The following is a 14,255-nucleotide window of genomic DNA, read 5'->3' as shown; positions in this document are numbered from 1 at the left end:
GGGCAGACCGTCGCGCAATCTTTGCGGCGATTTCGCCGCGGTTTCTAGCGTCCGGCCTCCACCAGCTTGACCACGAGCCTCGGGAAAAGTCGACGGGCTAGGAATGTCCCCACGCAAGCACGCCAGTCGTGCCACGAACACGCGGAGGCCAGGGATCGTCGAAGGCGAGCTTCGGGCGCGACAGTGAAAGGCCTGCGATGTCCAGCGAGGCATCGGTCGCTTCCGCCGGCGACAATGGGATGCGCTCGTTCAGCATTCGGCGAAGAACGCCAAACAGCTTGGGCTGATTGATCATCGTCGCACCGATCAGCTGGTCTTGCGCGAAGGAAAGGACCGCGAAGCGGCCCGTGGCCGGCTCGCCGCGAAGGACGACCTGGTCCTGTCCGTCCGATATTCCCACGGACTGGAAGCGGAACCCGTACTGGTCCGACCAGACCCAAGGCGTCTGGACGTAAGGCCACTGCTTGCCGGCGATTGACGCGCCAGCCGTCCGTCCCTGTTCTACCGCGTTGTGCACGGTCTCGAGCCTTACTCGCCGACCGCTGGGACCGCTTGGATGATTGGTACAGTCACCCGCTGCGACGATCGCCGGATCGGACGTGACGGCAAGGGAATCGACTACGATGCCGTTTTCGCAGTCGAGCCCGGCTGATTGAGCCAATTCGACGTTCGGCAAGGCACCGATACCGACAATGGCGATATCGGCTTCGATATGTCGGCCGTCGCTGCAGACAACGGCAATCGCATCGCCCGAGGGCACGATCGCCGCGACGTCAGCATCGAACGCGAACCGGACACCGGCGGCCTTGTGGCGATCGTAGAGAAAGTCGGAGATCGCATCGCTGCCCATGCGGGGCAGAAGGCGCTCGCGCTGCGCGATCAGCGTCACGTGAAATCCGCGCTGGACCAGAACTGCCGCCGCTTCCAACCCGATAAATCCGGCTCCTATGATGGCGATCCTGCGTGTGTATGCGAGCCGGTCACGCAGGCGATCCACATCGTCGAGCGTGCGAACGTAGAACACCCTGTCATCGACACCTGCGCAGCCATCAAGCCGCCGGACTCGCGTTCCCGTCGCCAGAGCGAGACGGTCGTAGGGAAGCCGTTTTCCGCTCTCGAGCTCCACGGCTCCGCTGGCGCGATCGACCGCGGCGACTCTGCTGCCAAGGCACGTCGTGACCTGCCATTTCGCGTAGAAATCGGGCGTGCGGTAAAGCAGTTTCTCGGCGGGCCAGCCACCGTTGAGGTACTGCTTGGAAAGAGGTGGCCGCTGATAGGGCAAGGTCGGTTCGTCACTGATCAGCGTGATCTTGCCTGCATAGCCTTCCTGCCGAGCGACTTCGATCAACTGGGTCGCGGCCTGACCGCCGCCGACAACGACAAGGTCTTCGCTGGTGATCGGCATTTTGGTCATGGTTCGAGATAATAGATCTGGGGGGCCGCACCGCTGCTCTCGGCGAGGACCTTGTGATCTCGGGTTCGCAGCAGTTCGGATACCTTGCTCCCAGGATCGTTGATATCGCCCTGATGGATCGCTCGGGTTGGGCAGACGAGTGCGCAACTAGGTTTCTCCCCCGCGTCGATCCGGTGGACGCACATCGTGCATTTGTCCGCGGTCCCGACGTCGGCATCGAACGAGATGGCGTCGTAGGGGCAGGCCTCATCGCATCGCTGGCACCCTACGCATTTGTCGACGTCGAGCATCACCACGCCATCCTCGCGCTTCCAGAGCGTCGTGGTGGGGCAGACCTTGACGCATGGCGCATCCTCGCAATGGTGGCACATTGTCGGAAGCCAGTACTGGGACAGCGCAGGAAACTGGCCCTCGGGCTTTTCGAACAGGGGGCGCCGACCACTGTCGTAGACAGCAATTCTTGCCTCGCCCGATGGCACCGCATTTTCCACTTTGCAGCCGATGACGCAAGTGTCGCAGCCGATGCAGCGCTTCAGGTCTATGACGAAAGCCATCCGCTCGCTCATGGCTGTTCTTCCTTCTCGACGTCACACATGAAATCCCAAACCGAGTAGTTGGTCTCGGCTATGCGGGTTTGAACCGGGCTTTCCGGGATATGGCCGAGATCCGAAGGGTGCCCCGATGCGAAATGCCGCTTCCACCAGCCTTGCGGCATCGCCAGGGTGCCAGGTGGGACGCCGTTGGAGACATTCGCTTTCACGACGAAGTGGCCGCGGTCGTTGAAGACGCGCACGACATCTCCGTCGGCAATGTTGCGGCGCGCCGCATCGGTAGGGGCGATTTCCAGGCGCGGCTCGGGGAGAACTTCCGCAATCATCGGCAGAATAGTGTGCTGACTATGGGTGGAATGGGTATGCTTGTACGTGATGAGGTGAAACGGAAACCGATCGCGCTGTCCGCTCTCCGCCTGTGGCTTCGCCTTCAGCACGGCTTCGTCCAGATCGGCGAACTGCTCCTGATACAGTTCGATCCGTCCCGAAGGTGTCGCGAACTTCTGGTCGCGAAACGGGGTGTAGGGTCTATCCACTGGCACACGTGCGACACCATCACGCTTGAGTGCCTCGAAATCCACCGCGCGGATGCGCGGGTCGGTGTGGTTCGACAGGTAGTCGCGGCAACTCTGCTCGGGATCAACGTTCCATATGTGTCCGAGTTGAAGGCGATCGCAGACGCCGCCGAATATATCGACGTCATTTCGGCTCTCGCCGACCGGGGGCACTGCGCGGCGGCGTAGCTGAACGTACCAGTTCTCAATATTGCCGACGACGTCCCAGTCATCCTCGTAATAGGACACGCAGGGAAGGACGACGTCGGCATAGACTGCCGCATCGGTCATCACTTGCTCGCTCACCACGAAGAGGTCGAGGTTCGGCAAGGCTTCCCGAACGAAACGTTTCAGCAGCGGGCTCTGAGTCCCGAAGTTGTAGGCCGACATCCAGAGGGACTTAACCGGATATGGCTCGCCGCTCGCTATGGCCTCGACCATCCGGGTCCCGGGAAGAGAGTGGCCGACCCGGCCCTGAGGCGTAACCCACTCGGCCGTCGGGGAGAACAACAGCAGCATGAGCGGGCCGTCATTGGTATTCATGCCGGCATGCGGCTTGCCGATATTTCCGCAAAGCGATGCGAGCGTCGCCCAGGCGCGCACTACTGTGTGGCCTTGGGCATAGCGCTGCGGGCCGTATCCCACCCAGAGCCAGGCCGGTTCGGTCGTTGCATATTCGCGGGCGACGCTGGCAATCTGCTCCGGCGGCACGCCGCAGATCGATGCGGCGTGTTGCGGCGTGAAAGCCTCCCATTCGCGCCAGCTCAGCGAAAAGGCGGTGACGCAATCGATCTCTTCGCCGCGCTGCGAAACCGTCCAGCTTCCGCGCAGGGCGGGTGAGATCGCCGCGCCCGCCGGGACAGGCGCGGCGGCGGCAAGGTCCCAGACGAGGTATTCCCCGTTCTCATCACGCAGACAGGCGCCATCGGCCTCTCGAACGAGGAACGGGGCATTCGTGTGCGTAACAACATAGGCCTCGTCGATAAGACCCTCGCTGACGACGACATGGATCATCCCGAGAGCAAGCGCGACGTCGGTGCCGGGGTGGGGTGCCAGCCATTCGTCCGCCTTGGCCGCAGAACGCGAGAAACGGGGATCCACCATCGTGAACTTCAGGCCGCGTTCCATCGCATCGAACAGGAAGTGCATCTCGCTGTGACCGGTATCGACAACATTCTTGCCGACGCTCAGCAAGAACTTGGCCTGACCCACCTCGGAGATGTCATTGCTAGCGTAGTCGACCCCGAAGATCGCACGCATGCCCATATAGGCGGCCGAGTCCGCCGTCAGGCCCAGCTTCGAGAAATAGGTGCCACCCACGACATTGGCCATGCGGCGAGCAGAAGTGGACGCACGGAATGCATAGTTTCCGGTCATGCTGACCCAGGCGTTGGACCTCCAGCCATGGCGCTCGGCAATGGCTTGCTGACGGTTCAGGATGTAGTCGTAGGCCTCGTCCCAACTTACCTGGCGCCATACGTTTGCACCGCGTTCGCCGGCGCGGATCAAAGGATGCGAAATGCGATCGGGATGATGTAGCCGCTCTGTCGCCATCGCGATCCCACGCAGGCATATCCGTTCGAAACCGGGATCGGGAAAGGATGCTGGCTCGAGCTTGATGATCCGGTCGTTGCGGACGTGCGCGTTGACACCGCAGGTGCCCATGCAGTTCGGGGAGCAGACCGTGCGAACCACGCGATCCGCCTCAGGGGGCGGTGACTTTGGCTTTCGGACAGTACCGCCAGATGTGTTGGTCATCCTCGCCTCCATGCGGATTTCGATGCGGTCGTGAATGCCGCGGAGAGGTAAAAAGGTGGAAGCAGCAACGGGAAGAGTCAACACATATGTTGAAAGCAAAAAATCCTGTGATACCTTGAGCTTCTTGCGGCAGCTATTGCGCTGCGCGCTTGGTGAAACCGGGAGAACAGGATGGCTGCCGTCGCGACATTGCCGTCGGAACGAGGGGCGCTGCGATCCGCGCTCAAGACAGGACCAGGGGACAGTGGGCCAGGCGCTGCGCAGGCTAACCGAAGGGATTTCCATTCGAGGGAAATGACCACGGCAAGGTTGCCGGGTGAACGGGAATCTGCAGCGATGACCTGCCGATGAGCGAATTTCGCGGACGCGTGCCGATGTTGCTCGCTTCGATCATCTGTTTCGCGGTCGGTATGGGAGCGACGATGTTCTATGGCATCGGCGCGTTCATACCCTCTCTTCAAAGCGAATTCGGCTGGAGCCGAAGCGAAATATCCTTTGGCGCGACCATAATGAGCACGGCCAGTCTTCTGTTCGGTACGGTGGTCGGGCAGTTGTCGGACCGGTTCGGAGCGCACCGCGTCGCAGCAGCTAGTTATGCGGCGTACGGCGCTGCGATAATGATCATCCTGCCGTTGCTCGGCGGGATCGGGTCCTTTTGGTTGTTTTCGTTCCTCGTGGCCATGATGGGCCAGGGCTCCACCCCGGTTGTACTGGTACGGCCCGTCATCAGCGCGTTCAGGACATCTCGCGGCCTCGCGCTCGGGATCGTGGCGACAGGCTCGGGCCTCGGCGCCTTCTGGGTCCCTCGGGTGGTCTCAGAAGTGACGGCCGCGGCTGGCTGGCGAGCCGCCTACCTGACCATAGGCTCGCTCGCCATCGCGACGGCACCGATAGCCTGGATCTGGCTGCGCGACGGTGTGAGTGAGGATAAAGGTGATGCGCAGGTCGATTCTGGGGCCGGCGGCTACACGATGAGGCAGGCCGCCCGACTGCCACGCTTCTGGGTGATGAGCGCGATCAGCTTAGCGATGGCCTCTGCCGTCTCTGGGGTTGTCATTCACTCGGTGCCCTTCCTGCGCGACGATGGCTTGGACCCCATTACCGCGGCCTCCATGGCGTCGCTGGCAGGACTTGCAAGCATGATTGGCCGTGTCGCGATGGGAGCGCTGTTGGACTGCTTTGATACGGTCGCCGTGTCCATCGCCGCCCTGACATGCGCGGTCGTCGGGGTGGGGGTGCTTTGGGTGGGCGGTGCCGAACATGCCGCCCCCGCATTGCTTCTCGTCGGCTTCGCGATTGGCGCCGAAACGGACATGATCGCGTTCATGACAGCAAGGCTGTTCGGCAAGGCCCATTACGGGGTTCTGTTCGGTTGGCTCTTTTCACTCTTCACCGTCGGCTACGGTCTCAGTCCATTCTTCATCGGGTGGGTTCGCGATTCATGGGGAACTTATGGACCGGCTTTCGCGATCTGCATCGCGCTGCTGACGCTCTCCATCGGCCTCATCTGTTCGCTCGGCCCGCATCTGCGACGATTGCAGTTCGACTGAGATTAACCGTCAACATATATGTTGACTGACGCAACTTCATCGCCCAAACGAGTAGGGACAGCTCAGGATCGGATTCGGCATGGATTGGAAGGACAAGGTCGTCATCGTGACCGGCGGCGCCAGGGGAATCGGGGCGGCGCTCGTCGACCTGATCGTCGAGGAAGGCGGGCGTGCGGTCGTCGTTTCGGACCGGGATGCCGGCGCTGCGCAGGCTGTGGCGGACATCCATGGGAAGGCCTCAACCAAGGTTGTGGCAATGCCCGCCGACATCGCAGACGCAGCAGCCGTCGCCGACCTTGCGCATTATGCCGAGCGTACTTTCGGGCAGGTAGACATCGTTTGTTCCAACGCCGGCCTGATGACCGATGGCGGCGTCGAGGTGACCGACGAAGCCTGGGGGCTAACCTGGAACGTCAACGTCATGGCCCACGTTCGCATTGCGCGGGCGGTTATGCCCGGAATGATAGCGCGAGGCAGCGGCCACTTCGTCAATGTCGCATCCGCTGCTGGCGTTCTTACCGCCCCTGGCGCTGCCGCCTACACCGCGACCAAGCATGCGGCCGTAGGTTTGGCTGAGTGGATGGCCATCACCTATGGGGACCAGGGCATCGGTGTCAGTGTGGTCTGCCCGGGCGCCGTGCGAACGGACATGCTGGCGGCTTCGCTTGAAGTCGGCAACGAAGGGGTCCGCAGGGTCGCTGAAAGCAGCGTAGTCATGACGCCGGTCGATGTTGCGCGTGCCATTATAGATGGCGTGAAGGCGGATGCATTTCTCATCACGCCCCATGCCGACACCATCAAGAACACGCAGCGCAAGTGGTCGGACGTCGACCGCTGGATCCGCGGAATGCGGAGTTTCCTGCGCGTTGCAGCCTGAGGAACGCCAAGATGCAAATCGACCTGCAACGCAAGCTGTTCGACGAGATCAGCGGGTATATCAACACCAACACGACCTGCCTTGCCGCAAGCGAAATGCCGCATCTCGGGTCGAGCTATATTGATCCGGAGTACCTTGCGCGAGAGAAGGACCTGCTTCGCACTTTGCCCCAGATCGTGGGACATTCATCGAGCCTTGCCGAGCCCAACAGCTATATTGCGCACAACGACACCGGCGTACCCATTCTCGTCGTGCGCCAAGCCGACGGCAGCCTGAAGGCATTCCTCAACATCTGCAGGCACCGTGCTGCCCGGCTCTGCGAACCGGGGAAAGGCAAGGCAAAGCTCTTCACCTGTCCCTATCATGCCTGGACCTACTCGCCCGACGGTAAGCTGGCGGGCCTGATGCGCGAAGGATTTCCGAACATCTCTTCCGAGCAGAGCGATCTGATCGAGCTGCCGGTCGAGGAACGGCACGGGCTGATCTGGCTTGTGGGTACCCCCGGAGCGGAGATCGACGTCGCTGCCTTTCTCGGTCCGCTCGATACAGAGTTCGAGAGTTTTCCCATGACCAACTTCGTGCTTGAGCGCGATGCGGTGATCGATGTCGACATCAACTGGAAATTCGTGCTGGACGGTTTTCTGGAAGTCTACCACATTCCCAAATTGCATACGACGACGATCGCACCCTGGTTCTTCGGCCGCCACTCGCCGTTCGAGATCATCGGGCCGCACAGCCGGCTGGTTGGCATTCGCAAGTCGTTTACGTCCATCAAGGACGGCGCGTTCGAGGATTCCGAGTTCCTCCGCAATATTGCGATCAACTATCAGGTGTTCCCGAACAGCTTCTTCATCTGGCAGGGCGATCATTTCGAGATCTGGACGTCTTATCCGGGCGAGGTTCCGGGAAAGTGCAAGGTTCGAGTGCAAAGCCTTTGCAAACCCGAGATGATCGGTGCCGAATTCGAGAAGCGCTGGGATCGCAACTGGAGCATCCTGCTCGGGACGGTTGAGGCCGAGGACTGGGCTATGTCGAAGGAGGTTCAGGCCTCGCTTCCTCATGTGCCAGGGATGCAGATACTGTTCGGAGCCAATGAGCCGGGGATGCAGCATTTTCACAGCGAGCTCGATAAACTGATCGAAGCGGCGCGATAAGGGCGAGAGAGGATGCCAAGCAGACCGCAAACGATAGAAGCTATCGTGCGAGTGCACGCTGCCGAGCGTCCGGCGGCGGCGATGACGACGTTCGACGGCGAGACGACGACCTATGGGATGATGCAGACCCGCTCGAACCGGATCGCCGGCGCGCTTCTCGCGGCCGGCATAACGCCCGGCGACAGGATCGCCCTGATCGCCAAGAACTGCACCGAATACTTCGCTCTCCTTCTTGGAGCCCGCAAGGTCGGCGCGGTCATGGTGGCGGTCAACTGGCGGCTCGCGCCTGATGAGATGGCCTTCATCATCGAGGACTCGCAAGCCCGGCTTATTTTCGTTGCCGATGAGTTTGCCGCCGGCATCGCTTCGGTTTCGAATAGGCTAGGCGGCGTCGATCAGATCATTGCGCTGGAGGGCGTCAACAGTCCCTATCAGAACCTGCAGGACTGGATTGCGGGATATCCCGATCAGGATACCCACTATGCCTCGGCCGCGGATGAAATCGCCCTGCAGCTCTACACGTCGGGAACCACCGGCAGACCCAAGGGCGTTCTGCTGAGCAACGCGTCCCTTTTCTCGTTCGTACGAACGGCTGAAGCTGCGTTCGGAGATGATCCTCACGAGGTACACCTCAACGCACTGCCGCTCTTCCATGTCGGAGGCATGAACTGGTCATTGCAGTGTTTTTCGCACGGCGCGCATTGCATAGCATTTAGCGACTTCGATCCTGACGAGGTCATCGCCGAAATCGAACGATCCGGCGTCACGCACCTGATGACCGTGCCAGCGGTGATCAAGATGCTGCTAGACAGACCGGCGGTTCGTCAAGCGGACCTCTCATCGCTTCGGGTGGTAAACTATGGTGGCTCCACGATCGCGGAAAAGGTCTTGAAGGACGCCGTCGCCACGATGGGCAATGTCTTTCACGGCATGTACGGTGCGACAGAGCTGAGCTTCGGTTTGACCCTGTTGACACCTGCCGAGCATGTCGATGGCGCGCGGCCGCACTTGCTTCGCTCGGCTGGCCGCCCGGTTCCAGGAACCGAGATCCGCGTCGTCGATCCCGCGACGATGGCCGAGGTTGCTCCCGGAGAAAAAGGTGAGATCTGGGTCAAATCCCCGCAGCGCGCGAACGGCTACTGGCAACGTCCCGAAGCCACAGCCGAGATTTTCAGAGCCGATGGCTGGTACCGTTCGGGCGACATGGGGCATGTCGAAGATGGCTACATCTACCTGACCGACCGGCTGAATGACATGGTCGTATCGGGCGGCGAGAACATCTATCCGGCCGAGGTCGAGCGGGTTCTGCTCGAGCACGAGGCGGTCGGGGAAGCCGTGGCCTTCGGGATTCCCGATGCGCGTTGGGGCGAGGCGGTCCACGCGGTGGTCGTGCCGGTTCCTGGAAGGTCGATCGACGAGGAGACGCTCATCGCCTTTGCGAGGGAGCGGCTGGCGCGCTTCAAGTGCCCGCGTTCGGTTTCGTTTGCGAGCGATCTCATTCGCAATCCGTCCGGGAAGGTCCTACGCGCGAAGATGCGCGAGCCTTACTGGGAAGGCTGGGATCGCAGGATCGCATGATGAATGCGGTTCAAGCGCCATCCGAGGAGGCTCGCGTCATCGCCGGGGTCTCTCCGATCGAGGCGATCATCGAGGATGCGCGGGAAGGGCGACCATACATCCTCGTCGATGCAGCCGATCGCGAGAACGAGGGCGATATCATCATCCCTGCGCAATTCGCCACGCCGAGCCGGATCAACTTCATGGCGACGCACGCGCGCGGCCTCATCTGTCTCGCGCTGACCGCCGGCCGTGCCGAAGAGCTCGCGCTTTCGCCGATGTCGACCAACAACCAGTGCGGTCACGGCACGGCATTCACGGTCTCGATCGAGGCACGGGAAGGGGTGACGACGGGCATCTCGGCTTATGACCGTGCCCGCACGATCAGCGTCGCGATCGATCAGAGCAAGGACGCGGCGGACCTAGTGACGCCGGGCCATGTGTTCCCGCTTGTCGCGCGCGAGGGTGGGGTGCTGGTGCGAGCTGGACACACCGAGGCCGCTGTAGACATATCCCGGCTGGCAGGCCTTTCACCCGCCGGTGTGATCTGCGAGATCATGAACGACGACGGCGAGATGAGCCGTCTGCCCGAACTGCTCGAATTCGCCGATCGACATGGGCTTAAGGTGGGAACGATTGCCGACCTGATCGCGTTCCGGCGGCGTTCGGAACGTCTGGTGGAGCGCGTCGCGACGTCGGATTTCGAGAGCATTCATTGCCCGGACCTGACGATCCACGTGTACCGCAATATAATTGACGGCGGAGAACACTTGGCCTTGGTCAAGGGGGTGCCGCAAAGAGACCGGGAGACGCTGGTGCGGGTGCACCAGGTCGACATTACCGCGGACCTTCTGGGCTGGTCGGCAGCTCGCCCCAACTATGTTTCGAGCGCGCTTGCAGCGATCGCGGCCGGTGACGGACCGGGGGTCGCAGTTTTCATCCGCGACCCGGATCCGGCGTCCGTTTCGCGCAGGGTGCTTGGAGGACGACGGGCCTATTCCGATCGCCACGGCGAGCGAGACTATGGTATCGGTGCTCAGATATTGCTCGATCTCGGTGTCGGCCCGATGACATTGTTGACCTCAAGCGATGCGAAACTCGCGGCGCTGGAGGGCTTCGGTCTCGAGGTCGTCAGCCGCAAAGCTATCGAAAGCTGAACTTCATTCAAAGCGGCCAGGGCGTTTCGGTCACCCCATCGCTGAAGTCCCGCACATAGCCTGCGCATTCGCCCGCCTTCGAGAAGCGCGGTTCGCTATAGGTGTAGCAGGCATCGAGCATGTCGATGGCGTCGGTAAGGGGGTGGCCCGGCCGGCGGTCTACTACTCGCTTGCGGCCGCGCGCCACGTGGACGCTTTTTTGCATCATGAGAGCCATGTCACGTTCGATGCCGACATGCGTCGCCATAACGCGTGAGATGAAGCCCGCGTTGAGATCAAATCCGGCAAATGAAGGGGGCGAAACGATTACCTCGTCCTCAAGCCACCAGTCGAGCACCCGTTCTCCGTCCAGGTAAGCCTGGGCACGCTGCTGTCCATCGGGCGCATCGGGAAGGAAAAAATCCATGACCCGCTCGCTGGAAACATCGCGAATGAAGCGAAACGCGAGAACCGCGAGGTCGAACAGGTGCGTGCAATTGCGGCGAGCCCTTCCGCCCGCGAAGAGATCGCCGGCAGGCGTGGAGATTGCATAGCCGACGAGTTCGTCGAGGACGCTGCGCGCGCCGGGGCATGTGTCTGCGGGAAACCGCAGCATCGCGCTTTCCACTCCGGTGACTGCCGCTCCGTCATGATGCAGCCGCACCCACATCGAATGGTGACTATCGTCGACGATCGCGGTGGAGCGGTTGGTATCCGTGCGTTGTCTGACGCGGCGCCGGAAGGCGCCGGCGCCGTAGTCATCATTCAGCGGGTAGCGTGTCAGCGCCAAGAGCTACCGGCCGGTCCAGACCGGCTTTCGCTTTTCGGAAGCCGCGGCCAGCCCTTCGCGCTGATCGGCGGTGCCGTGATAGGCTTCGATGGGCTCGAAGCGCGTCATGAGCGCGACTTCAAGCGGCATGTCGAGACGGCTGATAGCCGCATCCTTGGCGGCCTGCACCGCGCCGGGGGCGGCGGCGCAAATCTTGGCCGCCCAGCGATCGGCCGCGGCCGACAGATCGGAATAGGAGACCACCTCGTTCACGAGACCGTAGGTGTGAGCCTGTTCGGCCTTGATACGCTCTCCCGTCATGATCGCGGCCATGGCTATGTGATACGGCAGTTGACGGATCGCACGGTGGACGACCCCGCACTCGCCGATGATACCCACCTTGGTTTCTGGAAGGCCGAATTGGGCCGTTTCTGCCGCCACGATAATATCACAGCACATTGCGATCTCGAAGCCTCCGCCAACCGCAAAGCCTTGGACCGCTGCGATCATGGGCTTCTTGACCTTGACCAAAGGACCCGCAATGCCGGTCAGGCCGCCACCCAGAGCCATCCTTCCGGTTCTGTCCGTGCCGCCCGATACGTCCGCGCCGATGCAGAAGGACTTCTCTCCTTCGGCCGAGACGATCGCGACCCAGATGTCGGGATTCGAGTTGATCTCCTGCCAGGCGGCGAACAGCGCCTCGTCCATGGCAGGCGTAATCGAGTTCAGCGCCTGGGGCCTGTTGAGATGGACGCGGGCGACATGCCCCTCCACGGTGAAATCCACATCAGCCATGCTCTACTCCTTGAATTCGTTCATTAGCGCGGTCGAAGACGGACCACGGTAGTCCTGCAAGACCGGTTTCAGGCCGTCAGCCGACATCCGCGCGCGGATCGCAAGTACCGACGGGGCGAGATGAAGCAGCGAATCCATCTCTGCGATGCCCGAAAGAGCCGCGCGGAAGCCGGCAGCTTCGGCGGCGCGGTTGATCGACAGCTTCTTGACCCGCAGAACGTCGGGCGGGACCATGGCAATTCGCGCGGCCATCGCTTCGACGGAGTCGATCAGCCTGCTGGCGGCCACGCAATGGTTTGCCCATCCCCACTCGACGGCCGTGTGGCCATCGATGCTGTTTCCAGGAAGAAAGGCGAATTCCTTTGCCCGCTTGGCGCCGACCTGCGCGACCCATGTCGGAGCAATGAAACCACCTCCGATAGGGACGCCAGGCTCGCTGATACGCACATCGTCGGCAACCACCGTGATGTCCGCGAAGGTGCAAAGCTGGGCCGCCACACCTGCGCAATATCCGTGCACGGCCGCGATTACCGGTTTGGGGTGATCCCAGATTGCAAGCCAGCGCTGGACGTTGGCGTTCAGCCGTTCGGCGTCGGCCACGGGATCGGCTGCCAACTGTCCCCCGTATTGGCCCAGGTCCATGCCGGAGCAGAAACCTTTCCCTTCGCCGCGGATCGCGATAACCGGACGGCCCTGCGTCTTCAGACGGCCAAGGGCGTCCGAAAACTCGTCGAGCATCTCCGCGGTGAGCGCATTGGCGGCAGCGGGCCGGCTCAGCACAATCCAGCTGACCGCGTCCGAGTGATCGACGGTGATGTTGGCGTAAGAGAAAGGTTCCTCCGTCATTCAGCCCGGCCCAGCGGGTGCGAAGTCTTGACGTGGTAGTCCATGCCCATCGTCGTGCGCAGCTCGCGTCGTTTGAACTGCCACTGCCCGTTGTCGCCCTTGACCATGGTGTCGTGGTACTGGCCGAACATCCAGCCGTCGGGACGCTCGCGCGTGTAGCGATGGATGGCCATCAGGACCGAGCGGACCTGGGCCGTATTCTCGTCGATGAAATCGATCACGACGTTCGAGACGTGGTGCGTGGTGGCCGAAAAGTAGGTGCCGATGCCGTTCAGCGTCTCGCGGTAGGCGTCCTTGCCTTCGGCCCCGAAATTGGGAGCGTAAGTCACCACGCAGTCGTCGGTGAAGAGCTTGGTCATCTCTTCGGGCTGATTGATGTCCAGGTTGTGAGCGTAGTCGAAGAGTACACGTTCGATCTTGCGCGATTCGAGTAGTTCTCTCAGCTCGGTGGCGGTGGGAGCTTCAGCCATTGGGATCCTTCCGTCTTGCAGCAACGCCGCGTCGGCGTTCGTGACGGGGCTCGATATGAGACGGCAGGACCATCCAGTCAACACAATAGTTGACTGGATGGTCCTGCCGCGGGAAGGTGGCCGCTGAAGGATGTCGAGATGATTCCCATTGCCGCTCTGCAAGCCCTGCTCACGGACGATTTGGAGGGTGTCCCACCCGGAGAGGACCTTTGCGCGCTGGACGAGGCTCTGATCGAGTTGGGGGTGCGGGCATCGGTTACCGCGCTCGATCCGGCGGCGGTGGATAAGGCAATTGCGGCCGCCTACTCGACCGGCGCGACGCCCGAGCAGATCCAGGAAGTCGTCACGCTCGTTTCGGGGCTGGGCGTGCACTCGCTGATGGTGACGGCTCCGCTCATTCTCGAGCAAGGGCTGGCTGCCGGAGTTCTCGATGCAGGTCCGCTGGATGCCGCGCGGCAAGAGATCTGGCGGCGCCATGTCAAGGGCTCCTATTGGCAGCGCTTCGATCGCGAGGTCCCTGGATTTCTCGAGTCCCTCTTGCGCTTGTCGCCCGCAGCCTTCGAAGGGTTCTTTGCCTACTGTGCGCTTCCTTTCATCACGAGGAGCCTGCCTGCGGTGACGACCGAACTAATTGCGCTGGCAACAGACGTCACACCCTCGCATGTCTTTCCGCCGGGCGCCCGGTTGCACATTTCTAACGCGCGCAGGCTGGGCGCCGGGACAAGGGCCATAGCGCGCACTCTCGCGATCGCGGCGACCGTACCCGAACCTCCCTGTCGCTAAGGCGCCTCAGCGCAACCTCTTGCCTTCGCCGGGACCGATGT

The 14,255-nt window shown here is 62.0% G+C and carries 13 protein-coding genes; 6 read left to right on the top strand and 7 right to left on the bottom strand.

Annotated features, from left to right (window positions below; genetic code table 11):
- Positions 1-97 precede the first annotated feature (97 nt).
- From OLX23_RS24600 to OLX23_RS24590, 3 genes are read right to left on the bottom strand one after another with little or no spacing between them, the layout of a single operon-like run.
- Entirely contained in the window at positions 98-1,414 is a 1,317-nt protein-coding gene (locus OLX23_RS24600; protein WP_264447994.1) for an NAD(P)/FAD-dependent oxidoreductase, read from the bottom strand.
- Entirely contained in the window at positions 1,411-1,980 is a 570-nt protein-coding gene (locus OLX23_RS24595; RefSeq protein WP_264447993.1) for a 4Fe-4S dicluster domain-containing protein, read from the bottom strand. Before OLX23_RS24595 ends, OLX23_RS24600 begins: the two co-directional genes overlap by 4 nt.
- Positions 1,977-4,562: a molybdopterin-dependent oxidoreductase gene (locus OLX23_RS24590; RefSeq protein ID WP_264447992.1), complete on the bottom strand. Its 2,586-nt coding sequence runs from the start codon at positions 4,560-4,562 to the stop codon at positions 1,977-1,979. The genes OLX23_RS24595 and OLX23_RS24590 overlap by 4 nt, the downstream gene beginning before the upstream one ends.
- 62 nt (positions 4,563-4,624) lie before the next feature.
- On the opposite strand from OLX23_RS24590, the gene OLX23_RS24585 reads away from it, so the two are divergent.
- From OLX23_RS24585 to ribB, 5 genes are all read left to right on the top strand, one after another.
- Positions 4,625-5,827 carry an MFS transporter gene (locus OLX23_RS24585; RefSeq protein ID WP_264447991.1) on the top strand — a complete coding sequence of 401 codons (1,203 nt, stop codon included), beginning with the start codon at positions 4,625-4,627 and terminating at the stop codon, positions 5,825-5,827.
- A gap of 79 nt (positions 5,828-5,906) precedes the next feature.
- The gene (locus OLX23_RS24580) at positions 5,907-6,704 is read left to right on the top strand and encodes an SDR family oxidoreductase (protein WP_264447990.1); all 798 of its coding nucleotides are present in this window, start codon (positions 5,907-5,909) and stop codon (positions 6,702-6,704) included.
- An 11-nt stretch (positions 6,705-6,715) separates the two neighbouring features.
- A complete protein-coding gene (locus tag OLX23_RS24575; protein WP_264447989.1) occupies positions 6,716-7,858 on the top strand; it encodes an aromatic ring-hydroxylating oxygenase subunit alpha in 1,143 nt (380 codons plus the stop codon).
- A 12-nt stretch (positions 7,859-7,870) separates the two neighbouring features.
- On the top strand, positions 7,871-9,436 hold the full coding sequence (locus tag OLX23_RS24570) for a long-chain-fatty-acid--CoA ligase (RefSeq protein WP_264447988.1): 1,566 nt from the start codon (positions 7,871-7,873) through the stop codon (positions 9,434-9,436).
- The gene (gene ribB, locus OLX23_RS24565; RefSeq protein WP_264447987.1) at positions 9,433-10,572 is read left to right on the top strand and encodes a 3,4-dihydroxy-2-butanone-4-phosphate synthase; all 1,140 of its coding nucleotides are present in this window, start codon (positions 9,433-9,435) and stop codon (positions 10,570-10,572) included. Before OLX23_RS24570 ends, ribB begins: the two co-directional genes overlap by 4 nt.
- A gap of 7 nt (positions 10,573-10,579) precedes the next feature.
- On the opposite strand, the gene OLX23_RS24560 is transcribed toward ribB, so the two are convergent.
- Genes OLX23_RS24560 through OLX23_RS24545 form a run of 4 tightly spaced genes read right to left on the bottom strand, consistent with a single transcriptional unit; the run spans position 10,580 to position 13,431 of the window.
- Positions 10,580-11,341 (bottom strand): DUF2889 domain-containing protein, encoded by a 762-nt coding sequence (locus OLX23_RS24560; protein ID WP_264447986.1) that lies wholly within the window; start codon positions 11,339-11,341, stop codon positions 10,580-10,582.
- 3 nt (positions 11,342-11,344) lie between these two features.
- Entirely contained in the window at positions 11,345-12,115 is a 771-nt protein-coding gene (locus OLX23_RS24555; RefSeq protein ID WP_264447985.1) for an enoyl-CoA hydratase-related protein, read from the bottom strand.
- A 3-nt stretch (positions 12,116-12,118) separates the two neighbouring features.
- On the bottom strand, positions 12,119-12,961 hold the full coding sequence (locus OLX23_RS24550; protein WP_264447984.1) for an enoyl-CoA hydratase/isomerase family protein: 843 nt from the start codon (positions 12,959-12,961) through the stop codon (positions 12,119-12,121).
- Complete coding sequence (locus OLX23_RS24545; RefSeq protein ID WP_264447983.1) at positions 12,958-13,431, bottom strand: nuclear transport factor 2 family protein; 474 nt, start codon at positions 13,429-13,431, stop codon at positions 12,958-12,960. Before OLX23_RS24545 ends, OLX23_RS24550 begins: the two co-directional genes overlap by 4 nt.
- 138 nt (positions 13,432-13,569) lie before the next feature.
- Here OLX23_RS24545 and OLX23_RS24540 point away from each other — a divergent pair, with 138 nt between their 5' ends.
- Entirely contained in the window at positions 13,570-14,214 is a 645-nt protein-coding gene (locus OLX23_RS24540) for a carboxymuconolactone decarboxylase family protein (RefSeq protein ID WP_264447982.1), read from the top strand.
- The last annotated feature ends 41 nt before the right edge of the window (positions 14,215-14,255 follow it).

Source organism: Novosphingobium sp. JCM 18896 (genome assembly GCF_025938095.1).
Lineage (GTDB): Bacteria > Pseudomonadota > Alphaproteobacteria > Sphingomonadales > Sphingomonadaceae > Novosphingobium.
Note: the sequence above shows the minus strand (reverse complement) of the source record. Positions and strands in the feature narration are given on the sequence as shown.

Excerpts from the sequence above, each read along its gene's own strand:
- OLX23_RS24555 (WP_264447985.1), bottom strand. The coding sequence starts at position 12,115 with ATGGCTGATGTGGATTTCACCGTGGAGGGGCATGTCGCCCGCGTCCAT.
- OLX23_RS24570 (WP_264447988.1), top strand. The coding sequence starts at position 7,871 with ATGCCAAGCAGACCGCAAACGATAGAAGCTATCGTGCGAGTGCACGCT.
- ribB (WP_264447987.1), top strand. The coding sequence starts at position 9,433 with ATGATGAATGCGGTTCAAGCGCCATCCGAGGAGGCTCGCGTCATCGCC.
- OLX23_RS24545 (WP_264447983.1), bottom strand. The coding sequence starts at position 13,431 with ATGGCTGAAGCTCCCACCGCCACCGAGCTGAGAGAACTACTCGAATCG.
- OLX23_RS24550 (WP_264447984.1), bottom strand. The coding sequence starts at position 12,961 with ATGACGGAGGAACCTTTCTCTTACGCCAACATCACCGTCGATCACTCG.
- OLX23_RS24590 (WP_264447992.1), bottom strand. The coding sequence starts at position 4,562 with ATGGAAATCCCTTCGGTTAGCCTGCGCAGCGCCTGGCCCACTGTCCCC.
- OLX23_RS24575 (WP_264447989.1), top strand. The coding sequence starts at position 6,716 with ATGCAAATCGACCTGCAACGCAAGCTGTTCGACGAGATCAGCGGGTAT.
- OLX23_RS24580 (WP_264447990.1), top strand. The coding sequence starts at position 5,907 with ATGGATTGGAAGGACAAGGTCGTCATCGTGACCGGCGGCGCCAGGGGA.
- OLX23_RS24585 (WP_264447991.1), top strand. The coding sequence starts at position 4,625 with ATGAGCGAATTTCGCGGACGCGTGCCGATGTTGCTCGCTTCGATCATC.
- OLX23_RS24595 (WP_264447993.1), bottom strand. The coding sequence starts at position 1,980 with ATGAGCGAGCGGATGGCTTTCGTCATAGACCTGAAGCGCTGCATCGGC.
- OLX23_RS24540 (WP_264447982.1), top strand. The coding sequence starts at position 13,570 with ATGATTCCCATTGCCGCTCTGCAAGCCCTGCTCACGGACGATTTGGAG.
- OLX23_RS24600 (WP_264447994.1), bottom strand. The coding sequence starts at position 1,414 with ATGACCAAAATGCCGATCACCAGCGAAGACCTTGTCGTTGTCGGCGGC.